Here is a 25,962-nt window from a genome sequence, read left to right as displayed (position 1 = left end):
TGCCTTCCAAATTGTTTAATCTATGTACGATCTACTTATTTTTAAGCGAAAAACAATATGGACATACAATATGTATTAGAAGAAAAAGGTGGACCAATCTTTGCGTTGGCCATTCACGACGGACACCAACTTGCAGATCAACTTACGCCTATCATGAATCTCTCCGAATCTGAAAGATTGAGGGAGGAAGACCCCTTCACAGGGATGTTAACGGATATAGACACCAACCGGCTGATCGTTAACACCTCCAGATTTCAAGTGGATCTAAATCGATCCATACAGGATGCCGTTTATTTACATCCTGATCAGGCTTGGGGACTCCAAGTATGGAAAGAGGAACCCACTAAAATGATGCTAGCAGAACTACAACGTTCTTATCATTATATTCAAAAAATATTATCATTGGTTATCGAAAATAGTATTCAAAAATATGGGTATTTTATTATTTACGATATCCATAGTTATAATGCAAAACGTCTAGGACCTGATGAAATAGTGGATACCGAGGCTAATCCCCAAATAAATATTGGAACACTTAATAACAAGGGAATTTGGAGACCATTAATCGACTCCTTTATAAAATATCTGAAGGATCACCGTATTCAAGATCAACCTATTGATGCTCGCGAAAATGTGAAGTTTTCGGGAGGTTACCTATCCAAATGGATTACAAGTAAATATGGTCAAAAAGGTTGTGTTTTATCGATTGAGTTTCGTAAAGATTTTATGAATGAATGGAATGGTATACCTCACCTTGACCACATCGAATCGTTGAGAAAAATCTTACATTCTTCTGTATCCTTTATTAAAAAAAGCTATCAAAATCACTATGGATCAAAGTAAAGCAATCGCAAAAGCAGTTACATCCATCATACAAAAAGAACCCGTTCACATCCAGTTTTCAAAAGACAGTAAACTCGTTCTTAAACGCATCAGCCCGTTATTATTAATTTATCGTATTCCTATTGAAGGGAAAGATCAGATGATATCCAATTTGGCAAAATCAGAAACATGCTCTTTAGTCGGCAAAGAGTCTGATTTGGATTTTACTGCGGTCGTAACCCCTATCATCAGACAAATGATAGATGAATTTGGGGCTTGTCAACTCATTGAAATCTGGCAAGATAAGCAAATGGAAAGCGATGTATCTATTTATATTTCGCAAAAATCTGCTTTGACTATTGCTCAAAAGTTTATTAAAGATTTTAAAACTAATGAGCAGAATATGGCTTTGTCCATTGATATTAAAAAGGATACGAAGTCACCAAGTCCCCCTGGAACAGTACCGGTTATCAATCCTTTGGCGGAAGAATTTAAACAATTGCTCTATGCTGGAATAGCTATAAAACCGCATTATCTCGATGAAAATTCTGGAAAAGCCTATCCGCTTATTTTGCGAAATTACAGAGATGTTTTAACGAAAAGTCTACGCAAGAGCTTTTTAGAATTTGTTCGTCTTTATACTTCTCTGAAAGTTTCCCAGTTCCGTATGTTAAGCACAACGGAACTTCAGCCGCTCGTATTAGAAATTGATCAAGAATTAGCTGTAGAAAGTCAAAAATTTGATTTTTTATTATTAGTGAGTCCATTAAATGCGCGTGAAGCTTGGATTCAATTTAAAAAAGATAAATTTTTAAAAACACCTAAATTTAGGTACAGACCCATGCCTGTAGATCCAGAATTGGTGAAACGAAATTTATACAATCTTCGGATCGAGGATATTGATGATCCAACAATCGCTTACCTTTTTAGAGATAAAAGAAAAGAGTTGGATGCGATGATGACGATGCTCATTGATCGCGGAAATGAAGGTTTTTTGCATGGTAGTTTACAAGTCTTTGGCAATGTAAATGACCATTTGCTAGAAACAGCGCGCGCCATTTTAATGGTCTATGAGCACAACGAAAATAAGCCCGTTGCTCCTAAGAAAATGATCAATGCTACCGAATTCGCTAAATTAGCGAAAGAGGAACTCCATTACTTGAGACAACAGATGCCTTCTTTAGAAACAGGTGTACGGATTCGAGATGATATTACGGGTATTATGGTCAACCGTGGTGTACTCAATATCAGTAAAGATTATGAAATCGAAGCTTCAAGAGCTATCGCATTAATTCAGCACGAAGTCGGAACACACATCGTCACCTATTTCAATGGTAAAGCGCAGCCTTTCAAATTATTCAGTCTAGGTGTACCGGGCTATGAGCAATTGCAAGAAGGGCTTGCTGTATTTTCGGAATATATGGTCAATGAACTTAGTGGTGACCGTCTCCGTATTATTGCTGCTCGTGTTGTTGCCGTTCATCATATGTTAGCAGGTCATAATTTTAGCGATACATTCTTCCTATTGGTCGATCGTTATCATTTCACAGAAGAAATATCCTTTCATATCTGTACGCGCGTATATCGCGGTGGGGGATTTACAAAAGATGCTCTTTACCTCAAAGGTCTGATGAGCATCATTACCTACATCCGAGAAGGAAGAGATTTATCCCCTCTCCTTATTGGAAAAATACGAGAAGATTATATTCCAATCGTAGAAGAATTAACACAACGGGGATTATTAAATAATCCCATCTTGAAACCGCGCTATCTAGACGAACCTTATTTACACAATTTAGATAGAATTAAATCAGGAGACAATATTTTCAACCTTTCAAACCATTAATATCATATCACCTATGAACATTGCATTTGTCATCAATCAAACACATAAAGAAAAAGCTAGTTTTACAACGACATTATTAGCACTAAAAGCCCTACAACGTGGTCATTCAATCTATTACATCGGTTTGGCAGATTTTGTATATCTAGGTCAAGATCAGATTGCGGCACATGCCCGAGCAGTACATCAGATTGAAGATATCACGGATTGCGAAGAGCTGATGGATAAACTTCGATCTACAAAAAAAGAACGTGTTCTAGTCCAAGATTTAGATATCTTATGGCTTCGATTTGATCCCGTCCTTGATATGATAAATCGTCCATGGGCAGCATCTATGGGATTACAGTTTGCTCAGCTGGCACAACATAGTGGTGTCCGGGTTCTTAATAATCCGAAAGCCTTAGTTGATGCTGAAAATAAACTTTATCTTGAAAAATTTCCAGAAGAAATTCGTCCCAAAACAATCGTGACTCGCAGTTACGACGACGTAAAACAATTCTTTGATGAAGAGAACCATAAAATCATCTTAAAACCATTAAAAGGATCTGGAGGAAAGAATGTATTTCTGGTCAATGAACAAGAAAGTAAAAATCTAAAACAGATTGTAGAAGTCATCTGTCGAGATGGTTATTTAATTGCACAAGAATATTTACCAAATGCTCAGTATGGCGATATCCGTTTTTTTCTACTGAATGGAAAGCCGTTGGTTATCAATGGAAAATATGCAAGCGTCCATCGAGTACAACCAGAGGGTGAATTAAGAAGTAATATCCATCAGGGGGCGACAGCGCAGCAAGCAGTTATCACTCCTGAGATATTGGAAATGGTCGAAAAAGTTTCCGGAAAATTGATAGAAGATGGTATGTATTTCGTTGGTCTAGACATTATTGCGGATAAAATCATGGAGATCAATGTTTTTAGCCCTGGAGCATTACCGCAAGCCTGTGAACTGAATGGAGAAGATTACACGACGGCAATTATTGAAGATCTGGAAAAATCAACAGTAAAAAAAGAAATCAATTGATATGAATTGGTTTGCATCAGATCAATAAATCTGTTGTTTTTTTAATGTAATGAGTAGTAAAGTGTTTGGGAGAAATATGCATTTCAATTGTTGTCTTTAAAAATTAATCGATATCTTGAACCTATATTTTATAGTATTCAGAAGAAGATTTTAAAGTGGAACAACTCAATAGATTTGATCGCATTCTTGCAATTTTAATTCAACTCCAATCAAAAAAAACGGTCAAGGCTCAAGAATTAGCAAACCGCTTTGAGGTCAGTTTACGCACCATCTACCGAGATATAAAAAGTCTCACTGCTGCTGGAATCCCGATTATCGGTGAGGCTGGATTAGGTTATGAATTGGTAGATGGTTATAAAATACCGCCTATGATGTTTTCAAAGGCTGAGATTACGAGTTTTGTTGCTGCTGAAAAACTGGTCTTCAAATTTATTGATCAGGAAATGAAGAATCATTTTTCTTCGGCTTTGTATAAACTCAAGGCAATTATTCGAAGTTCGGATAAAGATTGGATGGAGACTATCGACAAACATGTCGTCATGAAATCGATTGGGCACAATCAACAAAATAAAGCATTGCCCAATACACTGACCTTACTTTTTCAGTGTATCGCCCAGAGAAATGTACTGCAAATCAGCTATCAAGCTGCTTATCAGTCTGAAACTACCGTTCGGGAAATCGAACCTATCGGGGTATTCCATGAAAGTAATCATTGGTACATCTATGCTTTTTGTTTAGTTAGAAATGATTACCGACAATTTAGAACAGATCGCATTTGTGATATCAAAATATTGGATCAGGTGCAATTTAAACAGCACCCCCAATTAGAAGAATATTTGGCTGAACGCGAATTAGATGCCATAATGACAAGGGTGGTGATTCATGTTGATCAACCATTTGCCCATTATCTACATTGGGAACGCAAATATTTTGGTTTTAAGGAAGAAAGCATTAAAGATGATCGTATTGAGATGATTTTTGATGTAAAAAATCCGGATATGGGTTTTGCAAGATGGTTTCTTATGTTTGGAGACCGTGCTGATATCATCAGTCCACAATCGCTAAAGGATACGGTCAAGTCACTGCTACAAGTACAAATCAAACGTTTAATATAATAAAATACCTCCGGAAAAGCATAGCACTTTCTCGGAGGTATTGATCATTAAAAGTTTTCTATTTGGTATAACGGTCCCAAAAAAATGGAGGCTCAATGCCTAATGCTCGTAGATATACAAAACCCTGCCCGCGATGGTGCACTTCGTTATCGATAAAATATAAGATATTATCAATAATTGGAAATTCATATTGACCAAATAAATTAAATGTCTGATGGAATTCATCCTCTTTCAATTGAGCCCATAATCCTTTAAGTTCTTCCGTATGCTGATCCCATACAGCTAATATTTCTGCTTTGGTCGTGTATGGCATCCCTTCTGTATATCCTTCTATCTGTTTATGGACAATCCCCTTTAAACCTGGAACTGCAATTGAGATGAGCTCATTGAGCATTTCACCAAATGTACGCATACCTGGTACGGCATAATTGAAAAGTTCTGCTTCAGGAAATTTCTCAATGGTTCTTTTTGTCAGGTTTCTATGCCCCAACCAATGCTTCAATAATTCTTCTTTCGAAATAATTGCTACTGTATTCATATCGCTTTATTTTAAATTGATACTTCAAAAATAGCAGGGATATTGACAACCTATTGTCAGTAGCGAAAAATTATTTAGGCATGACTTTATAAGTAGGATCATTTTCAGAAGTCTCAATTTGTACAGGGCTGTCTGCTTTTTTCAATATCGCTTTACAGTCTTCACTCAAATGTCGCAATCGGAGTATTTTGGATTGACTCTGATATTTCTCGGCTAACTTATTGACCGCATCAATAGCACTCATATCGGTGATCTTACTTTCTTTAAAATCAACAATAACATACTGCGGATCTTCATTTATATCAAACTTTTCTAAAAATCCTGTTACCGATCCAAAAAATAAAGGACCATATATTTCATACACCTTATTTCCTGCTGCATCAATTGTTTTGCGGGCACGAATGCGCTTCGCATTATCCCAGGCAAATACCAAAGCGGAAATAACAACCCCAACGAGAACAGCTAACGCTAAGTTGTGCAGTACAATCGTAATCAAAGCAACCAGCATACCCACAAAAATATCAGACTTTGGCATCTTTGTGATAATACGGAAAGAAACCCATTGAAAAGTACCAATAGCCACGACCATCATCACGCCTACCAATGCCGCCATGGGTATTTGCTCTATAAATGGGGATGCGACTAAAATAATGGTTAAAATAGTCAGCGCACCAATAATTCCAGACAAACGCGACCGAGAACCTGCATTGATATTAACCAAGGTCTGTGCGACCATGGCACAGCCTCCCATACCACCAAAAAAACCATTGACAAGATTAGCTGTCCCTTGTGCCATTGCTTCTCTATTGGCATTACCTTTTGTATTGCTCAACTCATCCACCATCGATAAGGTAAGCAGGGACTCAATCATCCCTACTGAAGCCATGACCAGTGCAAATGGAAAGATAATCGTCAAAGTTTCCCAATTAAAGGGTATTTGGGGAATATGAAATGCAGGTAAATTGCCTTTTACTGATGCGATATCACCAACCGTCTTGGTATCGATGCGGAATATATATACCACAAGAAACGTCGCTACTATGGCAATCAAAGATGCAGGAATTGCTTTCGAAATTTTAGGAAATACATATACGACAAATGCTGCAAATAGCGTCAAACCGAGCATCACATAGGCAGATGGTCCAGACAACCAATGCGTGGCTCCCGAGGCATCGACTATCTTAAACTGCTCCACCTGCGACATAAAAATAATAACCGCTAAACCATTCAGAAAACCATACATCACGGGTTGTGGTATTAATCTAACAAACTTCCCAAATTTAAAAGCGCCAACAAGAAACTGAATAATACCCGCCAATACAACTGTTGCAAATAAATATTCTACACCATGCATACTGATCAAGGCGATCAGGGTGACAACTGTAGCCCCTGCTCCTCCCGATATCATACCTGGTCTACCTCCTAAAATAGCGGTCACTAAACCCATTATAAAAGCAGCATACAAACCCGTCAAAGGCGATAGTCCTGCTAGTATGGCAAAAGACAACGATTCGGGAATCATTGTCATCGCAACAGTTAACCCAGCCAAAATCTCTACCCTGTAATTGATTTTCCCATGTGGATTTAAATATCGAAGTAGTGCACTCATTGATTTTTTTCTGCAAAAATACATAAGCATTCGCAGATACTTATGGAATTTATGTTCTTTTTGATCGGTTACGCTTCCTACGACAAAAATACAGCTTAAAAAAACTTATCGCTTGACCTCATCTTGCTATTAACTATGATAAAATAATCTTGTTCATGATGGATGATAAAATTAAAATAACCAAACGAAATATTTTTCTACTGACTTATGGAGTACAATAAAATGAATGTTTTTAACTTTGTATCTTAAATTTTATACCAAATCAATACTCAGTAAAAACTTATGATAGAAGAAAATGTCTTATTAGTGTTGTCATTATTTTTTGTGATGGCGATGTTATTTGTGATCAGCCAAAGAATAAACATCTCTTACCCCATTTTATTGGTTATTGGAGGGTTAGCGATTTCACTTGTTCCGGGAATGCCTGTAATTAGCATCCATCCTGACTTAGTATTTCTAGTTTTTTTACCACCACTACTATTTGAAGCGGCATGGTATACCAATTGGGATAGTTTAAAAAAGTGGCGCAGATCAATAATAAGTTTAGGTTTTGGGTTAGTATTCTTCACCTCGATTGCGATCGCATATTTCTCTGTGAATATTATTCCAGGATTTACACTAGCCCTGGGATTTTTATTAGGTGGCATTATTTCTCCACCAGATGCTGTGGCAGCAACATCGGTATTGAAGGGTGTTAAAATTCCTAAACGAGGTATCACGTTATTAGAAGGAGAAAGTCTGGTCAACGACGCCGCTTCCTTGACCGTATTTAGATTTGCTGTTGCCGTTATCCTGACTGGTCAATTTGTATTTCAGAAAGCAGCAACTGAGTTTGTGGTATTATCCATCATGGGCGTTGTTGTAGGTTTGGCCATCGCACATATCTTATATTTATTTCTACGTTATGTCGCCAAATCATCCAGCATATCCACTCCTATCACACTGATAGCTCCCTATATCATGTATATTGTGGCAGAGCATTTCCACTGGTCTGGTGTATTAGCAGTCGTGAGCGGCGGATTGTTTTTATCCTTTCGTTCTGGTGACTATCTGAACTATCATACCCGTATCCAAACAAAAGAAGTTTGGGCTACTTTAGGTTTTTTATTGAATGGATTTGTATTTATTTTGATCGGACTGGAATTACCGGTCATTGTGGCCGGATTAGGAGCATATTCTCAAGGAGAGGCGATTAACTATGCTTTAATCATTAGTGCTATCGTTATCGTCTTGCGAATTGTATTAGTATATTTATCAGAATTTCTTCCTCGTATGTTATCCAAAAAAATAAGGGTTAGAGAAAAGAGTCCAGGTTGGAAATTACCTTTGATCGTAGGCTGGGCGGGCATGCGTGGTGTCGTTTCACTTGCATCTGCATTGGCAATACCATTAACATTAAATAATGGAGACCCTTTTCCGCATCGCAATTTAATTCTCTTTATCACCTTCGTTGTTATTTTGATTACATTAGTTTTTCAGGGATTGACGCTTCCTATTTTAATAAAACTTATCAAGATAGATGAAATTGATATTGAGGAACCTGTCGAAAATCAGATCGACGAAATTCGTGTATTGTTAGCAAAAGAATCTATCGCATATTTAGATCAGAATTATAGCAAAGAAATGGAAGAATATGAAACAATTGCAAGAATAAAAGAGCAATTACAAAGAAGTATCTCGGTTTCTGAAAGTGCAAAACAGGAAGATAGCTGTGCTCAATTGACTGCTGTAAGAAGTCTTTATAATAAAATCATGTTAGAAATTGTTGCCATTAGAAGAAATGGACTTTATAAAATACGTGAAGAAAAGCATTATGATAGTAGTATTATCAAGGACTTAGAATATACGCTTGACCTGGAGGAATCCAGATTAAAACGTAAATAGTAGAAACCTAAACTCAGGTGCCTACAATAAAGTAATAATCCTTAACTTTCCGGACTATTTGATAAATTCAATTTATATGGTAAATGAATAGTCCGGGGCAAATTCCTTTTAATAGCTTTATCCATCTTAATAGACACGAGGATACTGCTATTTACGTACAATTAGCACAACAAATTATTCAGGCTATTCAACGAGGTTTCATACCTATGGGAACGAAACTGCCTGGAAGTCGCCAATTGGCTCAGACTTTAGCCATCCATCGTAACACCGTCGTAGCAGCTTTGCAGGAACTTGAGGCACAAGGATGGATTGATATTAAAGCAAATATTGGGTCATATGTACTTAAAAACACCAGTAAAGCAAAAAAAAACATCGATCATTCTGGTACAGTAGTACAGAAACAGTATGCTGGGCAGACAGGTTATGATTTTGAGAAGAGTAATATTTTAGAAAACCCTTTCGAATCAAGCATGTGTGTATTAAAATTTGATGACGGTATCCCTGACAGTAGACTTTCTCCCATACATCAGCTTTCCAAATTTTATACGGCAAACTTAAAACGAAAAAAGAATTTAAAATATCTTGGTTCTAGCGATCAAAACAGACCGGCATCTTTTAGAGAACAATTGTGCAACTTTTTAAACCAAAGCAGAGGGTTACACATCCAACCTAAAAATCTTTTAATAACGCGCTCTGTCGAAATGAGTACTTATATCATTGCTCAAACTCTCTTGCAAGCGCATGATCTGGTCATTGTCGGTCAGCCCAGTTATTTTGCAGCGAATATGATTTTTCAGCAAGCTGGTGCAAGAATTAAATCTATACCTGTAGATCATGATGGTATTGTGATCGAAGCTCTTGAGCACATCTGTCAAACACACAAAATAAGACTTCTCTATCTTACTCCGCATCATCATTATCCGACTACAGTAACGCTGAGCCCGCAGAGAAGAACGGCGGTGCTACATCTGTCTTCCCAATATGGTTTTGCGGTCATTGAAGATGATTATGATTATGAGTTTCATTATAATGAGGCTCCACTAATGCCCATGGCTGCCGCAGATTATGATGGTATGGTCATTTACACAGGTAGCTTTGGTAAATCTTTAGCTCCCGGTTTTAGAACTGGTTTTATCGTTGCTCCCGAAAATTTGATTATAGAATTACAAAAGCTGTTAAACATGATGGACCATCAAGGTGATTTTGTGATGGAACAAGTACTAAGTGATCTAATAGAAGAAGGTGAAATACATCGATCGTTAAAAAAATCGGTAAAACTTTATAAAGAGAGACGCAATTATATGAGCTACTTACTTGCTCGTGACTTACATGAATATGTTGATTTTGATATCCCTACAGGCGGGCTCGCACTTTGGACCAATTGGACAAAAGATATAAATTTAATCCAGTTGAGAAAGCAATGTGCAAAAGCAAATCTATTTCTACCTAAAACAATCTTGTACCAAGCGAAGGATATGACAGCAATACGAGTTGGATTTGGCAATTTGAATCAAGAAGAAATGGAAAAAAGTGTCACCATTCTTGCTGAGTCAATAGCCAGAATACAATAGAAGTTTGTATTTTTCACTATTAAATCCCTAATTTTGTATTAAATTTTTCAATATGAGTTATCCCATACCTGCCAGCGAATCGACTCCAGCAACTGCTTTTCAACGATTATTAGATGTTTTATATACCCTTCGTGTGGCCTGTCCTTGGGACAAAAAACAAACGATGGAATCATTACGTCACCTGACGATCGAAGAATTATATGAACTTACAGATGCTATTTTGGATGAAGATTATCCAGAGATCAAAAAGGAACTGGGTGATGTCATGATGCATCTGGTTTTTTATGCACGTATTGCAGAAGAAGAAAATCGCTTTACGATTGTGGACGTATTAAATGGCATCTGTGACAAACTGATCAGCCGTCATCCGCATGTATATGGCGATATCGAAGTGGAGAATGAAGACCAAGTAAAACAAAATTGGGAAACCCTTAAGCTAAAAGAAGGAAACAAATCAGTATTATCTGGAGTACCTCATGGTCTGCCTGCATTGGTCAAAGCCTATCGGATCCAAGATAAAGTTCGTGGAGTAGGATTTGACTGGGAAGATAAGAAAGAAGTCTGGGCTAAAGTGGAAGAAGAATTAGCTGAATTTAAGGCCGAGTACGATATTGACAAACCAGAAGAATCAGATCTCGATAAAGCAGAAGGTGAATTTGGAGATTTGCTATTTTCATTAATAAATTATGCAAGGCATATTGGTATTAATCCTGAAAATGCATTGGAGCGTACAAATAAAAAATTTATCAGCCGCTTTACTTATCTCGAACAAAGAGCAGGTGAAAATGGACAGAAACTACAGGATATGACACTGGAGGAAATGGATGTCTACTGGAATGAGGCGAAAAAATTGTCAAAATCGTAATAAACCTCAACTTTCGGAAGTTTTTGAAAAGCACTAAAGATAAAAAAATAGCTTTAAGATATGGCTCGTATGATCTGCTATATCTTAAAGCTATTTTACTTTATGATTAATCTTGAAACTAGTTTTGTCTTTTAATATCTTCTAATGTTTCCAGTTCGTTGAGATCGAATGGAGTCTCTTGATAAACATAATAATTCAACCAATTATTAAACAATAAATTAGCATGTCCTGACCATCTGACCAAAGGTCCCTGAGCTGGGTCATTGTTTAAGTAGTAATTATCTGGAACCTCGATCTCAAGTCCTTTCTCTACGTCACGCATATATTCGGTATGTAAAGTCAAGGGAGCATATTCGGAATGTCCGGTCAAATAAAATTCCCTTCCACCGCGTGATGATAAAATAGCTAAGCCTGCTTCTGGCGATTCGGACAACAGTTCAATTTCTGGTTTACCTTCAATTTCAGATTTTAAAATCGTGGTATGTCTACTGTGTGGGATAAAAAATTCATCGTCAAAACCCCTAAATAACGGGTTCGTTTTATCTAAAGTGGTATGTTTAAACACGCCGAATAGCTTTTCAGCCAATGGGCTTTTTTCAACCCCATAAAAGTGATAGAGTGCTGCTTGAGATGCCCAACAGATATACAATGTAGAAGTAACGTGTCTTTTTGCCCAATCAAAAATACGGGTTACTTCATCCCAATAGTTCACCTCTTCAAAGGGCATCATCTCAACAGGCGCGCCTGTGATGATCATACCGTCGTAATACTGATCTTCAATTGCTGAAAAAGACTTATAAAACAGTTCCAAATGCTCCTGTGGAGTATTTTTAGACATATGGGTATCCAACCTTAAAAATTCTACTTCAACCTGTAAAGGATTGTTTGATAATAGTCGAATAAAATCGGTTTCTGTGGTAATTTTTAATGGCATTAAATTTAGAATGAGCACCTTCATGGGACGAATGTCCTGTTCATTGGCTCTCAGATCGCTCATTACAAAAATATTTTCCTTTTTTAATAGCTCAATAGCTGGCAAATTATCTGGTATTTTGACTGGCATATGCTTTCTCCCTCACCTTGGTTTAGTTTGGGTATAAATATAAAAAAAATTAAATTACTAATCCTCCAAATACTGATAATAACAACAATTAAATATTGTTTAACAGGGATTTGACTCAGGGAAAAATGCACACAGAGTTCACCTTTTAATCTTGAAATAATAGGTGGCAAGAATATCGATTATTAGTTTTTTAAGATTCGGTTTACTGTGAAAGACTCAGTTCCTTTTGTATCACATTTAAAAAAAGATCAATTCCCGGATGGCTAACACTGGCATTATAAATCAGTGATAAGGTGGTCCTTTGTTCAATATGGATTAAATCAATAAATTTCACTTTTGAAGTATAACCATTTTTTAATGAGGCTGGAACAATCGCTACTCCTAACCCCTGTTCCACTAGGTTAAAGATGGTCAAGGCATTGACTGTACGCAAAGCTACATGCGGATCAAATGTCGCATCTTTAAAAATGCTCATCACTAAATCATAATAGGAATGACTATAGTCTTTTGAAAAAAGAATAAAGGGTTCATTCTTGAATTCACTCACACTGGTGAAGTTTGCCTGCTGAATGGGGTAATCTCTTGGAACAACTAAAGAAAAGTGCTCCTTGACGATGGCAATATGATGAATTCCTTTTGGAAAATCATCTAATCGAACAAATCCAAAATCCAACTCTTCTTTCAATACCTTAGTAATCTGCATTTCGTTAGATAGTTCCTGCAAATCGACTTCTACCGAAGGGAAATCATGCCTCAGATGAACCAACACTTTAGCAAGCACAGATTGAACAGCAGATCCAATAAAACCAAGACGAAGTTCTGTGATATCGTCAGATCCCATAATACGGAGCTCACGTGTCATCTTATCCATCTGGTTGAATAAAATATCAACTTCCTTTTTTAGATATACTCCTGCTCCAGTCAATCGGACATAGCGCTTACCCCTATCAAATAAAAGGGCCTGATAGATTTCTTCCATTTGTTTGATCTGGCGAGATAACCCAGGTTGGGAGATATAAAGTCGTTCAGCTGCTTTTCTAAAATGCAATTCCTCTGCTAAAACTTTAAAATAATAAAGATGCCTCAATTCTATTTGATAACTCATAGTAATCAATACTTGTCAATATTGGTATTTATAATCATTAAAGATATCAGTTAAATTTGAGATAATAGAATGAAATCATAGCGGGTAAAGTATTTTTTATCCTGCAACAATGGTATAATCGGCATACGTGAAATCTAAAAAATAGGACTACTATATTTCCCAATGAGATTCTTCATGCTTTTAAAAAGTTTAAAAATAATATGACTGCTCAAAACTAAATAATCAATAATCAAGTCGCGTGCAGCAAATTCATCCAAATGTGGGAACTACACGCTTAATACAATTTATTCGATGGAAAATAAAAGAAAAATATTTCAATACGGCAATGATCAATTAACCTGTTCTATCGCGATGCAACTTGCGACAGGACATATTAAAGGAGAACTGATTGCATCAACCATAGAAAAGGTTGTACAAAGTGCCCAATATGTGCAAGAAATAGTTGATTCTGGTAAAATAGTGTATGGAATAAATACTGGATTTGGACCGCTTTGTACCACGTTAATCAATCCAGCAGACACTAAAAAATTACAAGAAAATATTTTAAAAAGTCATGCCGTCGGTATTGGCGAACCGATCGATAAGCAATTATCCAAATTGATGATGATCTTAAAGGTACATGCGCTTGCTAAAGGATATTCGGGGATTCAGCTGACCACATTGGAACGCATGATATGGTTTATTGATCATGATATCATTCCGATCGTTCCCAAGCAAGGATCTGTAGGTGCTTCTGGAGACCTTGCCCCGCTGTCCCATTTATTTCTACCACTAATTGGATTAGGAAAAGTTTGGTATCAAAATGAGATACGACAAACTTCAGAGGTATTAGCATTATTGGAAACAAAGGCTATTACATTGGGTGCAAAGGAAGGGTTAGCACTCATAAATGGAACACAATTTATGGCGGCACATGCTATAAAAGCGGTCTCAGAAATGCATAATTTACTTGAAAATGCAGATCTGATTGCAACATTAATGATAGAGGGTTTAAATGGATCGATCAAACCCTTTTTTGCACAACTCCATCAACTTAGACCTTATAAAGGGAACCAATATGTAGCAAGTACTATTTATAACTTGTTACAGGCATCAGAAATCGTTACTTCTCATCAAAATTGCTCACGTGTCCAAGATCCTTATTCTTTACGCTGTATTCCGCAAATACATGGCGCATCACGCAACGCATGGTTACATTTAAAAGATACGATTGAAATTGAAATCAATTCGGTTACAGATAATCCGATTATTATCGACAGTGAATTGACAATAAGTGGAGGAAGCTTTCACGGACAACCAATCGCTCTACCCATTGATTATGCGACATTGGCGATCTCAGAAATCGGAAACGTTTCTGATAGACGCGTATATCTTTCATTAGAAGGTGATACACCAAATGTGCCCAAATTACTACTGAAAGAAACAGGGCTCAACTCTGGTTTTATGATCTTACAATATAGTACTGCAGCATTAGCAAGCGAAAATAAAGGATTATGTTTTCCGTCCAGTGCAGATAGCATCCCAACATCATTAGGACAAGAGGATCATGTGAGCATGGGATCCATTGGTGCCCGAAAACTGCTACAAGTCATTAATAATGTCAGCAACATTCTGAGTATCGAACTCATCTGTGCGGCTCAAGCTTTTGATTTTCATAAACCACTCCAATCGACAGCTATTATGGAAGCAGTACATCAAGAAATCAGAAAAGTGATTCCTCATATAACGGAAGATCAAATGATGGAAGATATTCTTTCTGCTGCACAGCAACTCGTTTCTTCAGGATCCTTGGTGCACGTCGCAAAACAAATCGCAAAAGAACAACGTGTACCTTATCATGGATTACATCACGAATATTTTAATAATTTTTAATAATGGATAAAATATTAATTGGCCCTTTCTCTCAATTGCTATCATTCGATCATACGCCATTAAAAGGAGCATTAACAGATGATCAGATCGAAATTGCAAAATATGCAGGCATAGTCGTTGAAGACGGTAAAATAGTCGCGATTGGCAACTATAATGATTTAAAAAAAAGTGAGCATAATGAGGCAGAACTGCTATTGATGGCAGATGATACTGTATGTGTTCCAGGTTATATCGACTGCCATACGCACCTTGCATTTGCTGGAAATCGAGCAAATGACTTTGCATTACGAAACGCTGGAGCCAGTTATCTCGAAATTGCAGAATCAGGTGGAGGTATCTGGAGCACAGTACAACATACTCGAGCGGCAAGCGAATCGGACTTGACTGCACATATCATCCAATATGCAAAAGAATTATTAGCACAAGGAATCACCACTATTGAAGTTAAAAGTGGGTATGGGTTATCTATAAAAGAGGAACTAAAAATACTGCGTGCCATCAACAAAGCACAACAATCTGTTTCAGTTGACTTAATTCCGACTTGTCTAGCAGCTCATATGAAGCCTAAAGACTATAATGGTAGCAGTGAAGACTACCTGAATGAAATCGCTCATGAACTTTTTCCAGTATTAAAAAGTGAACAGCTGACCAACAGAATAGATGCCTTTATTGAAAAAAGTGCTTTCACTGCCGATCAGATTGAACAGTATTTCAGCAAAGCTAAAGAAATGGACTTTGACATCACGGTACATGCGGATCAATTTTCAACATCAGGATCTGAGGTTGCAGTTCGATTTGAAGCAGTAAGTGCAGATCATCTGGAAGCATCAACCGATTTGGAAATTGAATTATTGGCAAATAGCCATACTGTTGCTGTCGCATTGCCAGGTGCATCAATTGGTATCGGTTGCGCTTTTACTCCTGCTAGAAAGCTTTTGGACCAAGGAGCATGCTTGGCTATTGCTACTGACTGGAATCCGGGATCTGCACCAATGGGTCAACTCATGACACAAGCTACTATTCTAGCAACTGCGGAGAAATTGTCAAATGCTGAACTCTTTGCCGCAATTACATACCGAGCTGCTCAAGCCCTGAATTTGAGTGACCGAGGAAGATTGAGGAAGGGAGAATTAGCTGATTTTGCCGTTTACAAAACCGATAACTATCAAAATATCACATACAGACAAGGTACTTTAAAACCTATCCAGGTATGGAAGAAAGGAACCTTGATCTATACGAAAGGAAATGAAATATGTTAAGTTTTAAAGACGAAATATTACAGGGTATACCTAAGCGTTTACCTCCCAAAATTGCTTATGATAGTCGTGTAAGTCATGCTCCTAAACGTAAAGATATCTTATCCAAAGAAGAGAAAATATTGGCGATAAAGAATGCGCTACGTTATTTCCCTATGGATTGGCATGTGGAATTGGGGAAAGAGTTTTTACAGGAGTTACTACAATTTGGACGTATCTATATGTATCGTTTTCGTCCCAGCTATGCGATGTATGCCAGGCCAATTGCGGATTATCCTGGCGAAAGTCTGCAAGCGCGAAGTATCATGCTGATGATTCAGAACAACCTCGATCCCGCTATTGCGCAACACCCTCATGAACTTATCACTTATGGTGGAAATGGTGCTGTGTTTCAAAATTGGGCACAGTATGTATTGACCATGCAATACTTAGCTCAAATGACCGATAATCAAACGCTACATATGTATAGCGGTCATCCCATGGGATTATTCCCTTCGTCAAAAGATGCTCCAAGGGTGGTGATCACCAATGGTATGATGATCCCAAACTATTCTAAACCTGATGATTGGGAGAAGTATAATGCCATGGGTGTGACACAATATGGTCAAATGACAGCTGGATCGTATATGTACATCGGACCACAAGGAATCGTCCATGGTACTACCATAACAGTCATGAATGCTTTTCGAAAGCAATTATCAAAAGAGGATACTATACATGGCAAGGTATTTTTAACATCTGGATTGGGGGGCATGAGTGGTGCACAACCTAAAGCGGGCAATATAGCTGGCTGTATTACCGTTTGTGCAGAGGTTAATCCTGATGCTGCTCGCAAAAGACATGAGCAAGGATGGGTAGATGTATTAATAGAAAATATAAACGAACTCATAACTGATGTTAGGCAAGCTATTCAAAACAAACAAATTGTTGCAATCGCTTATCTGGGCAACATCATAGAAGTATGGGAAGCTTTCCTGCACGCGGACATTCAGATTACGGTAGGTTCTGATCAAACTTCTTTACATAATCCTTGGGCAGGTGGCTACTACCCTATCGGATTAAGCTTTGAAGAATCCAATGTCCTGATGGCCGAAAAACCCGAGCAATTTAAAAAAGAAGTGCAACAATCGCTAATCCGTCACGTCAAGGCGATCAACGATCATGTCGCACGAGGCACTTACTTCTTCGATTACGGTAATGCTTTTTTACTAGAAAGTAGCCGCGCTGGAGCAGATGTAATGGCAAGGGATGATATCAATTTCCGCTACCCTTCTTATGTACAAGATATTTTAGGACCGATGTGCTTTGATTATGGATTTGGCCCCTTCCGTTGGGTATGTACTTCTGCAGACCCAGATGATTTAAAAACCACAGACCAAATAGCATTAAAAGTTCTAAAAGACTTACAAAACACAGCTTATCCTGAAATTCAGCAACAATTGGGGGATAATATTAAATGGATCGAACAAGCGGATCAAAATAAACTCGTCGTCGGCTCCCAAGCTCGAATCCTGTATGCTGATGCGATCGGTAGAATACGAATAGCAAAAGCATTCAATCTGGCTATCAGAAAGGGCGAATTAAGTGCTCCCATTGTACTGGGAAGAGATCATCACGATGTCAGCGGAACAGATTCTCCTTACAGGGAAACTAGTAACATCTATGATGGAAGCAAATTTACCGCAGATATGGCTATTCATAATGTCATCGGTGATAGCTTTAGAGGAGCGACTTGGGTCTCTATTCACAATGGTGGTGGTGTTGGCTGGGGTGAGGTTATTAATGGCGGTTTTGGTTTGTTGTTGGATGGTTCTGAAGATGCAGATCGAAAACTCGAAAATATGCTTTTTTATGATGTCAACAATGGTATAGCACGTCGTGCATGGGCTCGAAATGATACGGCCAGACAGGCTATTGAAGTCGAATTGGCAAGAACTAAATCCCTAAAAGTAACGTTGGCAAATCGTGTTGAAACTGTAGCAATAAATCAAATTTTTGAAGAATATGGAGACTAGGCATTGGACCTATTATGATCGGGCAGATTTAAAAAAATGGTCTGGTCGTATAGATGGTATGACAGAAGACCATTTAAGATGGCATCAAATTATTCATTGTATTGATCTCAGGGATGAGCTGGATCTTAGCGGCAGTTATGTGTTACTAGGTTTTGCATGCGATGAGGGTGTGTTGCGAAATCTGGGGAGGTCTGGAGCGGCAAAGGGTCCTGAAATCTTAAAGAAAACGCTTGCAAACCTTCCTGTATTTCGAAATAAAAAAACCAAGTTAATAGATGCTGGTACGATCCACTGCAATGATAAGCACCTGGAAAATGCACAAGAAGCACTTGGTTTTGTGATCCATCTTATTCTTCAGCGTGGAGGATTCCCGATCGTATTAGGGGGTGGACATGAAATCACCTTTGGCCATTATTTAGGCCTCAAAGCTAATTACAAAAGTAAACTTGGCATCATAAATTTTGACGCTCACTTTGACATCAGAAAACCGCAACAAGAAATTGCGACATCAGGTACCAGTTTTTATCAAATTGCACAATTGGAAAAACAGTTGAGTTACCTACCTATTGGGATACAAAAGATCAGCAACACTCAAATTTTATTTGATACAGCACGCGAATATCAAATCAGTTGGATAGAGGCACAAGACTTTCAGTCTCACAATAGAAAAGTAATCCTAGATCAGATTGATGCATTCATCAGCGGGATCGATCACTTTTATCTAACGATAGATCTGGATGTATTTGCGGCAAGCTATGCTCCAGGAGTTAGTGCAGTTGCCTTTAATGGAATTGTTCCCGATGCATTTTTCCTTGACATATATGAGCATCTCCTTTCTTCTGGAAAGCTCGTGAGTATAGATGTCGCAGAATTTAATCCAGAGTATGATTATGATAATCGTACAGCTAAATTAGCGGCAGATCTATTATTTAGGGTCGTTATGGACCAATAAAAAATAAGAATAAAAAAAATTAGGACACTGGACTATATATTGCGATTTTAGTCCAAGCATAGCTTAAAAATAATGAGATACCTTATGTTAAGTCTTTGTTTAAATTAATTCGAGTTATCGTTAACTTAGAGCAAGAGCTTCCAGATACATGGGCCTTAACATGTTTTTCTAACATAAATTAAAGTCAAACAAAAAAGGAAAAGAAAAAGTCAGCAGAACAATATTTAAGGAATTTATACTTAAATTCGCAAGCAATATGGAAACTGTTGTCAGTGGTATTAGAAGTACCGGAAAATTACATTTAGGAAACTACTACGGCGCATTAAGCAATTTTGTGAAAATGCAAAATGAATATAATTGTTATTTTTTCATTGCCGATTTACATTCTTTAACGACTCACCCAACACCTCACGGTCTTCAAAGCACCGTTCGTCAAGTGATTGTGGAGTATCTTGCTGCTGGTATAGACCCTGAAAAATCAACTATATATGTACAATCGGATGTACCAGAAGTCTCCGAATTATACTTATATATGAATATGAATGCTTATTTAGGTGAGCTCGAACGTGCGACAGCTTTTAAAGACAAAGTACGTAGCAATCCCGATAATGTCAATGCCGGACTACTTACCTACCCTGTTTTGATGGCTTGTGACATCTTACTTCATCATGGTACAAAAGTTCCTGTTGGTAAAGATCAAGAGCAACATTTGGAAATGACCAGAACATTTGGCAATCGTTTTAATCGTTTATACGATGTTGAATACTTCAAAGAAGCTTTTGCTTTTAGTTATTCGGATAAACTCGTTAAAATACCCGGGTTAGCAGGACAGGGTAAAATGGGTAAATCTAATGGTGAAGCAGATTGTATCTATCTATCAGATAGTGCAGATGTGATTCGTAAAAAAGTCATGCGTGCCGTGTCAGATTCAGGTCCTACGGAAATGAATCAACCTAAACCAGAGGCTATTCAAAATTTATTTGATTTGATGAAAGTGGTTTCAAGTGCTGACACCTTACAACATTTTGAAGATTTATATAATAATTGTGCCATTCGCTATGGAGACTTTAAAAAGCAACTAGCAGAAGATATGGTCAATACGACTGAACCTGTGCGTTCGCGAATTGAAGATATATCAAATGACAATGATTATATTGCAAAAGTTGCTAAGCTAGGTGCCGAAAAAGCTGGAGAATCAGCTCGAAAAACATTGAAAGAGGTTCGCGAGATTATTGGTATTAGAAGATTTTATTAAGAATTAAAACCCAAAAATATGCATATTGCTATTGTCGGAAATATTGGTGCCGGGAAAACAACCCTAACAAAATTATTAGCGGATCATTTTAAATATGAACCTCAATTTGAAGCAGTAGACAATAATCCATACTTAGAGGATTTTTATGCTGATATGAAGCGTTGGTCATTTAATTTGCAGATTTTTTTCTTGAATAGTCGCTTTAGACAAATTGTCGAATTGCAAAAAACAAATATTGATATGATCCAAGATCGTACAATTTACGAAGATGCTTATATCTTTGCTGAGAATTTGTATGATATGGGATTGATGAGTGCACGTGATTTTGAAAATTATAGTAATATTTTTCAAAGTATTATACATTATATCAAACCTCCTGATTTATTAATATATTTAAAAGCCTCAGTCCCTACTCTAGTCAATAATATACAGGTTCGTGGACGCGATTATGAATCAGGCATTCGTTTAGATTATTTATCTAAATTGAATGAAAAGTATGATAAATGGATCGACAATTACAAAGAAGGTAAGTTGATGATTCTCGATAAAGATAATCTAGATTTTACAAAGAATCCAGAAGATTTAGGTACTATCGTTGAAAAAATTGAATCCCAATTATTTGGTTTGTTTTAATCAACATAGGATAAAATAATTCATAAGCCAGTTTTTCCATGGAAACTGGCTTTACTTTTAAAGCTAAAAAAATGAAAGTAATCGGTATTATTCCTGCACGTTTTGCTTCTTCCAGATTTCCTGGAAAACCATTAATTGATATCGCTGGTAAATCCATGATTCAACGTGTGTATGAACAAGTAAAAAATGCAAGTTGTCTGCATGAGGTCATCGTAGCAACAGATGATGAACGGATAGCAGAACATGTGCGTAGCTTTGCTGGAAATGTCGCTATGACATCATCTGCACATCAATCTGGAACAGATCGTTGTGCAGAAGTGGTATCTAAGATCAGTGGATTTGATATAGCGATCAATATACAAGGAGATGAACCGTTCATCAATCCGCTACAGATCGAATTACTCACATCTTGTTTTAATAAGGAGGAAACACAAATAGCCACGCTTGTCAAAAAAATTCATACACCGGACGAATTGTTTAATGTCAATATCCCAAAAGTGGTACGCAATATTCATGAACAAGCAATCTACTTTTCGAGACAAACGATACCTTACCTTAGAGGCTTAGAACAAGAACACTGGCTTTCAAAACATAGCTTTTATAAACATATTGGAATATACGGTTATAGAACAGCTATTTTAAAAGAACTTACACAGCTTCCTATTGGAGCTCTCGAAGAGACTGAAGCGTTAGAACAATTGCGCTGGATCGAGCACGGATACACCATCCAAACGGCAGAAACAGAGCATGAAACAATTGCTGTCGATACAAAAGAAGATCTGGAACGTATTATACAAACTTATTTCACATCCTAAATTTAACGGTGCTCCGTAAAATACAGTGCACGGACACCGCTTAATAATTCAGTTTTTTCTGTTAAACTTAAAAGACGAATCTGTTCTTTAATTTGAATAAATTCGGACATTTGCAATGGGGTATTTATGCCCAATAACGCGGAAGTCACGGCTTCATTGGATAGTACAAAGGATAGCGCAGCGGTTAGGTTGTTAACTTCGTGTCTTTTAGCAAAGGCATTCAGATTCCGGATGATATGCTGCACTTCACTGGAACTATATTGTAAAAAACTTTCAGCCGGTTTATTGATTAACATTCCTTTTGCGATTGCTCCCCTAGCCAATATGGAGACCTGATTTTCCAATAAATAAGCGGCAATTTCTTCTTCTAGACGTCGATCAAGCAAACTATACTGCATCATGACAGCACTTATATTTGATTTTGCTACATACTGTCGAATGACATTGGGCCGTATCGAAGATAAACCATAGGTTCTAATTTTACCCGCGTCAACGAGTATTTCAAAAGCTTCTATAATTTCATCAATGGGATCTTCAATAGTCCCTCCATGCAATTGATAAAGATCAATATAATCTGTCTTTAATCGCGACAGAGATGATTCAACTGTTTTGACAATATAATGCTTGGATGCTTTCCAATCCCAACCGTTTCCATCAGCTCGCCAACTGTTTCCAACTTTAGTCGATAGAACGATATCCTTTCTAAAATCTTGCACGGCCTCACCAACAAGCATTTCATTAAATCCTTTTTCATATAAATCAGCGGTATCAAAAAAATTGATACCGCTGTCAAAAGCCTTACGAATGAGCTCTACCCCTTGCTTATGCTTGCTTCCTTTTAAAGACATACAGCCCAAACCAATTGAAGATACGGCTATAGATGATTGACCTATTGTATTATACTTCATCTTTAACAAAATCTAATAATTCAATATCAAAGATCAAAATACTATTCGGAGGAATAGCGCCCATATTTTGACTTCCATATCCTAATTTACTTGGAACATAAAATCGATATTTTGCTCCCTTAGACATCAGTGGAACTCCAATTTTCCAACCCTCAATCACACGATCCAACTTCATTTTCAAGGGTTCATTACGATCAAGAGAACTATCAAACTTCTTTCCATCCAATAAGGTCCCGGTGTAATGCACAGTTACTTCATTCTCACGGCTAGGCTTTTCACCATTACCCTCCACCAATATTTCATATTGTAGTCCTTCTTCCGTACTTTTCACTGTCGCTTTCTTAGCATTTTCAGTAAAAAAAGCTTGCTCTTTAGCAAGATTCTCCTTTTCTTTCAACTCTCTAGCTTCATTGACAGCGTTTTGGATCACAACACGTAATTCATCTTCTGCTATTAAAGAATTTTGTCCATCAAGTGCACTGATGATAGCTTTACCGATCAGGTCTTTGTTCCAGTCCGCAATTTCTAAACTTTTTAGCGATGATCCAATATCACGCCCAAAAGCATAAGATACAGAATCTGCTTTTGAAGATAACATTGGTTTTGCCGCTGTTGTTTTTTTTACAATTTTCTTTTTTTGTTGTGCCGATACCGATAGTGTAGCCAAAGACAGTAATGCTAAAGCAATATATTTCATAAAATTTTAAGTATGTTTTGTCACAATATTAGTGATAATTTCTTGAGTATTATTTTTATAATCTACTACTACCCGAGATTTGCTATTTAACCAAGCCTCTATGGATAACATATTTTTTTGTTTGAGGCTAGATATGACAGGTACACCCATTTCTTCCAATGCTGCAGCATTTAAATGCTGTTCATATTGGTTCTTCATCGGAATGACCAATAGTTTCTTTTGCAGGTATAAGGCTTCTGCAGGTGTTTCAAATCCTGCCCCACAAAGAACACCTGAAGAACTAGCCATACTGGTGATGAAGGCATCATTATTAATAGGACGTATAGAAACATTTTTCATGTCAAAAGCGCGCGAATTATGTTTACTAAATACCTGCCAATTGATATCGGAAAATTTCATCAGATGCTTCAAGAGATGCGCATCATCATAGGCTGGTAGATATACCGTATAATGCCCCTTGTCTTGCACATCGAGTTCACGAACAGAATTTCGAATAACAGGAGTAAATATGTTTTTATTATAACTTTTGAAGTGAAATCCATAAGCATAGGTAGAAGGAGCATAATTTTTCATGATAAATTTCCCCAACATATCGGTATCATCGGGCTTAGGACTGGACGGGTCTAAAGCGGCAATCTGATGGCTCAAACCAATACAGGGATATTCTTTCATATGAGCCGACCAAGCAGATATGGGTTCAAAATCATTGATAACAAGATCGTATTGTTCAATAGGAAGTGATTTAATCTCCTGAGTAAATTTACGGACCGTAGAACTCATAAATGTTTTCCAAAGATCTACTCCACCCGATTTTCCAAAAATGAAGCTCAAACCATGAAGCCGATACTTAACTTCAAACGGTAAAACCAAATCAGCCTGCGTCCCGCTAACCAATACATCCACTTCTCCAAAATTACGTAAACAAGGTACGATATCCATCGCTCTACTGAGATGACCATTTCCTGTACCCTGTACCGCATAAAGTATTTTCATAAACTTCGCGATTATTTATCGCCAAAATAAAAATTTTTGATGACATTAAAGTTAAATTTAGGTTAGGTTTTTACATTTATGATGAATAAATGCTTGGCATTTTAAATGATAGTCCGTAACTTACTTTCTAATAACCAATTATTAAAACATGAAAAGATTATCAATCATAATCTCTTTATCCATTATTTTTCTATTATGTAATTCTTGGGGATTTTTTGCTCATAAAAAAATTAATGAATATGCTGTTTACACCCTCCCGCCAACACTAGCAGCCTTTTATAAGAAAAATATTATCTTAATTAGTGAAAAAGCAGTCGATGCAGATAAAAGATGCTATATCGATAGTCTCGAACCAACTCGTCATTATATCGACATCGATAATTTTGATGAACTTACTATTGACTCTATTCCGATACACTGGTCAAAAGCAAAAGAAAAATATCAAGAAAAGCAGTTATTGTTAACCGGAATCGTTCCATGGCAAATATCCTTTAGCTACAATAAATTGGTACTGGCATTTAAACATAAAGATATCCCTAAGATCATCCGGTTTTCAGCTGATTTGGGTCATTATATTGGGGATGCCCATGTCCCACTTCACACCACTAAAAACTACAATGGACAATTGACTAACCAAATTGGTATACATGCCTTTTGGGAAAGTCGTTTGCCCGAAATGTTTTCTAGCAAATATACATTCATCAAAGGGCGGGCACATTTTATTAACGATCCAATAGCGACTGCTTGGGATATTGTAAAAGAAAGCAATCGACTTGTAGATTCTGTACTCATGCTTGAGAAACAATTAAACAATTCATTCTCAAAATATAAAAAATATGCATTCATTGAACGAAACAATATATTAATCAGAACGTATTCGGACGAATATGCACATGCTTATCATCAATTACTCAATGGCATGGTTGAAAGAAGAATGACAAGCGCTATACAACAAGTAGGTGCATTTTGGTACTCTGCGTGGGTGGAAGCAGGTCAACCAGATCTCAAAAATATAGGAAAAGTGACGATTGATGAAGCCCCTATAAATACGGAAAATAAAAAAAATATGGGAAGAGAAGAACTTTAAATCAACCGGACTAGATACAATTTAAAAACCGGCACCTTAA

Annotated in this window: 22 protein-coding genes; 15 read left to right on the top strand and 7 right to left on the bottom strand. The window is 37.1% G+C overall.

Annotated elements, in window-relative coordinates:
• The first annotated feature begins 57 nt into the window (after positions 1–57).
• The 4 genes from C8N37_RS03630 (at position 58) to C8N37_RS03615 (ending at position 4,804) form a co-directional block, all read left to right on the top strand.
• A complete protein-coding gene (locus C8N37_RS03630; protein WP_108157588.1) occupies positions 58–843 on the top strand; it encodes an N-formylglutamate amidohydrolase in 786 nt (261 codons plus the stop codon).
• Positions 830–2,668 (top strand): flavohemoglobin expression-modulating QEGLA motif protein, encoded by a 1,839-nt coding sequence (locus C8N37_RS03625; RefSeq protein WP_108157587.1) that lies wholly within the window; start codon positions 830–832, stop codon positions 2,666–2,668. The genes C8N37_RS03630 and C8N37_RS03625 overlap by 14 nt, the downstream gene beginning before the upstream one ends.
• A gap of 13 nt (positions 2,669–2,681) precedes the next feature.
• Complete coding sequence (locus C8N37_RS03620) at positions 2,682–3,689, top strand: ATP-grasp domain-containing protein (protein ID WP_108157586.1); 1,008 nt, start codon at positions 2,682–2,684, stop codon at positions 3,687–3,689.
• 155 nt (positions 3,690–3,844) lie between these two features.
• Entirely contained in the window at positions 3,845–4,804 is a 960-nt protein-coding gene (locus tag C8N37_RS03615) for a helix-turn-helix transcriptional regulator (RefSeq protein WP_108157585.1), read from the top strand.
• Between the two features lie 58 nt (positions 4,805–4,862).
• Here C8N37_RS03615 and C8N37_RS03610 read toward each other — a convergent pair whose 3' ends face one another.
• Positions 4,863–5,342, bottom strand: coding sequence for a DinB family protein (locus tag C8N37_RS03610; protein ID WP_108157584.1), 480 nt, complete (start codon positions 5,340–5,342; stop codon positions 4,863–4,865).
• Between the two features lie 70 nt (positions 5,343–5,412).
• Positions 5,413–6,951 (bottom strand): SulP family inorganic anion transporter, encoded by a 1,539-nt coding sequence (locus tag C8N37_RS03605; protein WP_108157583.1) that lies wholly within the window; start codon positions 6,949–6,951, stop codon positions 5,413–5,415.
• 282 nt (positions 6,952–7,233) lie between these two features.
• On the opposite strand from C8N37_RS03605, the gene C8N37_RS03600 reads away from it, so the two are divergent.
• The 3 genes from C8N37_RS03600 (at position 7,234) to mazG (ending at position 11,271) form a co-directional block, all read left to right on the top strand.
• The gene (locus tag C8N37_RS03600; RefSeq protein ID WP_108157582.1) at positions 7,234–8,835 is read left to right on the top strand and encodes a Na+/H+ antiporter; all 1,602 of its coding nucleotides are present in this window, start codon (positions 7,234–7,236) and stop codon (positions 8,833–8,835) included.
• 83 nt (positions 8,836–8,918) lie between these two features.
• A complete protein-coding gene (locus C8N37_RS03595; RefSeq protein WP_108157581.1) occupies positions 8,919–10,406 on the top strand; it encodes an aminotransferase-like domain-containing protein in 1,488 nt (495 codons plus the stop codon).
• A gap of 52 nt (positions 10,407–10,458) precedes the next feature.
• A complete protein-coding gene (gene mazG / locus C8N37_RS03590; protein ID WP_108157580.1) occupies positions 10,459–11,271 on the top strand; it encodes a nucleoside triphosphate pyrophosphohydrolase in 813 nt (270 codons plus the stop codon).
• 118 nt (positions 11,272–11,389) lie between these two features.
• Here the strand turns inward: mazG and metA are convergent, their stop codons facing one another.
• Positions 11,390–12,334, bottom strand: a complete 945-nt coding sequence (metA, locus tag C8N37_RS03585) for a homoserine O-acetyltransferase MetA (RefSeq protein ID WP_108157579.1) — start codon at positions 12,332–12,334, stop codon at positions 11,390–11,392.
• Positions 12,335–12,536: 202 nt separating this feature from the next.
• The gene (locus tag C8N37_RS03580; RefSeq protein ID WP_108157578.1) at positions 12,537–13,439 is read right to left on the bottom strand and encodes a LysR family transcriptional regulator; all 903 of its coding nucleotides are present in this window, start codon (positions 13,437–13,439) and stop codon (positions 12,537–12,539) included.
• Positions 13,440–13,730: 291 nt separating this feature from the next.
• Here C8N37_RS03580 and hutH point away from each other — a divergent pair, with 291 nt between their 5' ends.
• From hutH to kdsB, 7 genes are all read left to right on the top strand, one after another.
• Positions 13,731–15,311, top strand: coding sequence for a histidine ammonia-lyase (hutH, locus tag C8N37_RS03575; protein WP_108157577.1), 1,581 nt, complete (start codon positions 13,731–13,733; stop codon positions 15,309–15,311).
• A 2-nt stretch (positions 15,312–15,313) separates the two neighbouring features.
• Positions 15,314–16,570: an imidazolonepropionase gene (gene hutI, locus C8N37_RS03570; RefSeq protein WP_108157576.1), complete on the top strand. Its 1,257-nt coding sequence runs from the start codon at positions 15,314–15,316 to the stop codon at positions 16,568–16,570.
• Positions 16,564–18,582: a urocanate hydratase gene (locus C8N37_RS03565; RefSeq protein WP_108157575.1), complete on the top strand. Its 2,019-nt coding sequence runs from the start codon at positions 16,564–16,566 to the stop codon at positions 18,580–18,582. The genes hutI and C8N37_RS03565 overlap by 7 nt, the downstream gene beginning before the upstream one ends.
• Positions 18,572–19,534: a formimidoylglutamase gene (gene hutG / locus C8N37_RS03560; protein ID WP_108157574.1), complete on the top strand. Its 963-nt coding sequence runs from the start codon at positions 18,572–18,574 to the stop codon at positions 19,532–19,534. The genes C8N37_RS03565 and hutG overlap by 11 nt, the downstream gene beginning before the upstream one ends.
• 256 nt (positions 19,535–19,790) lie before the next feature.
• Positions 19,791–20,789: a tryptophan--tRNA ligase gene (trpS, locus tag C8N37_RS03555; RefSeq protein WP_094771619.1), complete on the top strand. Its 999-nt coding sequence runs from the start codon at positions 19,791–19,793 to the stop codon at positions 20,787–20,789.
• An 18-nt stretch (positions 20,790–20,807) separates the two neighbouring features.
• Positions 20,808–21,422: a deoxynucleoside kinase gene (locus tag C8N37_RS03550; RefSeq protein WP_094771620.1), complete on the top strand. Its 615-nt coding sequence runs from the start codon at positions 20,808–20,810 to the stop codon at positions 21,420–21,422.
• Positions 21,423–21,493: 71 nt separating this feature from the next.
• Complete coding sequence (gene kdsB, locus C8N37_RS03545) at positions 21,494–22,237, top strand: 3-deoxy-manno-octulosonate cytidylyltransferase (RefSeq protein WP_108157779.1); 744 nt, start codon at positions 21,494–21,496, stop codon at positions 22,235–22,237.
• A 2-nt stretch (positions 22,238–22,239) separates the two neighbouring features.
• Here the strand turns inward: kdsB and C8N37_RS03540 are convergent, their stop codons facing one another.
• The 3 genes from C8N37_RS03540 to C8N37_RS03530 are packed head-to-tail and all read right to left on the bottom strand — an operon-like array spanning position 22,240 to position 24,835.
• On the bottom strand, positions 22,240–23,145 hold the full coding sequence (locus tag C8N37_RS03540; RefSeq protein ID WP_108157573.1) for an aldo/keto reductase: 906 nt from the start codon (positions 23,143–23,145) through the stop codon (positions 22,240–22,242).
• Complete coding sequence (locus C8N37_RS03535) at positions 23,135–23,842, bottom strand: FKBP-type peptidyl-prolyl cis-trans isomerase (protein WP_108157572.1); 708 nt, start codon at positions 23,840–23,842, stop codon at positions 23,135–23,137. Before C8N37_RS03535 ends, C8N37_RS03540 begins: the two co-directional genes overlap by 11 nt.
• 6 nt (positions 23,843–23,848) lie before the next feature.
• Complete coding sequence (locus C8N37_RS03530) at positions 23,849–24,835, bottom strand: glycosyltransferase family protein (protein WP_094771623.1); 987 nt, start codon at positions 24,833–24,835, stop codon at positions 23,849–23,851.
• 148 nt (positions 24,836–24,983) lie between these two features.
• Between C8N37_RS03530 and C8N37_RS03525 the strand changes: the two genes are divergently transcribed.
• On the top strand, positions 24,984–25,922 hold the full coding sequence (locus C8N37_RS03525) for a zinc dependent phospholipase C family protein (RefSeq protein ID WP_108157571.1): 939 nt from the start codon (positions 24,984–24,986) through the stop codon (positions 25,920–25,922).
• Positions 25,923–25,962 lie beyond the last annotated feature (40 nt).

Origin of the sequence: Sphingobacterium faecium, from assembly GCF_003054045.1 — a bacterium.
Lineage (GTDB): Bacteria > Bacteroidota > Bacteroidia > Sphingobacteriales > Sphingobacteriaceae > Sphingobacterium > Sphingobacterium faecium.
The sequence above is the reverse complement of the archived record's forward strand: the minus strand, read 5'-3'. Positions and strand labels throughout refer to the sequence as shown.

Coding starts and splice junctions, on each gene's coding strand:
- hutI (WP_108157576.1), top strand. CDS start 15,314: ATGGATAAAATATTAATTGGCCCTTTCTCTCAATTGCTATCATTCGAT.
- mazG (WP_108157580.1), top strand. CDS start 10,459: ATGAGTTATCCCATACCTGCCAGCGAATCGACTCCAGCAACTGCTTTT.
- hutG (WP_108157574.1), top strand. CDS start 18,572: ATGGAGACTAGGCATTGGACCTATTATGATCGGGCAGATTTAAAAAAA.
- C8N37_RS03620 (WP_108157586.1), top strand. CDS start 2,682: ATGAACATTGCATTTGTCATCAATCAAACACATAAAGAAAAAGCTAGT.
- C8N37_RS03600 (WP_108157582.1), top strand. CDS start 7,234: ATGATAGAAGAAAATGTCTTATTAGTGTTGTCATTATTTTTTGTGATG.
- C8N37_RS03630 (WP_108157588.1), top strand. CDS start 58: ATGGACATACAATATGTATTAGAAGAAAAAGGTGGACCAATCTTTGCG.
- C8N37_RS03580 (WP_108157578.1), bottom strand. CDS start 13,439: ATGAGTTATCAAATAGAATTGAGGCATCTTTATTATTTTAAAGTTTTA.
- C8N37_RS03550 (WP_094771620.1), top strand. CDS start 20,808: ATGCATATTGCTATTGTCGGAAATATTGGTGCCGGGAAAACAACCCTA.
- C8N37_RS03610 (WP_108157584.1), bottom strand. CDS start 5,342: ATGAATACAGTAGCAATTATTTCGAAAGAAGAATTATTGAAGCATTGG.
- trpS (WP_094771619.1), top strand. CDS start 19,791: ATGGAAACTGTTGTCAGTGGTATTAGAAGTACCGGAAAATTACATTTA.
- C8N37_RS03595 (WP_108157581.1), top strand. CDS start 8,919: ATGAATAGTCCGGGGCAAATTCCTTTTAATAGCTTTATCCATCTTAAT.
- C8N37_RS03540 (WP_108157573.1), bottom strand. CDS start 23,145: ATGAAGTATAATACAATAGGTCAATCATCTATAGCCGTATCTTCAATT.
- kdsB (WP_108157779.1), top strand. CDS start 21,494: ATGAAAGTAATCGGTATTATTCCTGCACGTTTTGCTTCTTCCAGATTT.
- C8N37_RS03605 (WP_108157583.1), bottom strand. CDS start 6,951: ATGAGTGCACTACTTCGATATTTAAATCCACATGGGAAAATCAATTAC.
- hutH (WP_108157577.1), top strand. CDS start 13,731: ATGGAAAATAAAAGAAAAATATTTCAATACGGCAATGATCAATTAACC.
- metA (WP_108157579.1), bottom strand. CDS start 12,334: ATGCCAGTCAAAATACCAGATAATTTGCCAGCTATTGAGCTATTAAAA.
- C8N37_RS03625 (WP_108157587.1), top strand. CDS start 830: ATGGATCAAAGTAAAGCAATCGCAAAAGCAGTTACATCCATCATACAA.
- C8N37_RS03530 (WP_094771623.1), bottom strand. CDS start 24,835: ATGAAAATACTTTATGCGGTACAGGGTACAGGAAATGGTCATCTCAGT.
- C8N37_RS03565 (WP_108157575.1), top strand. CDS start 16,564: ATGTTAAGTTTTAAAGACGAAATATTACAGGGTATACCTAAGCGTTTA.
- C8N37_RS03535 (WP_108157572.1), bottom strand. CDS start 23,842: ATGAAATATATTGCTTTAGCATTACTGTCTTTGGCTACACTATCGGTA.
- C8N37_RS03525 (WP_108157571.1), top strand. CDS start 24,984: ATGAAAAGATTATCAATCATAATCTCTTTATCCATTATTTTTCTATTA.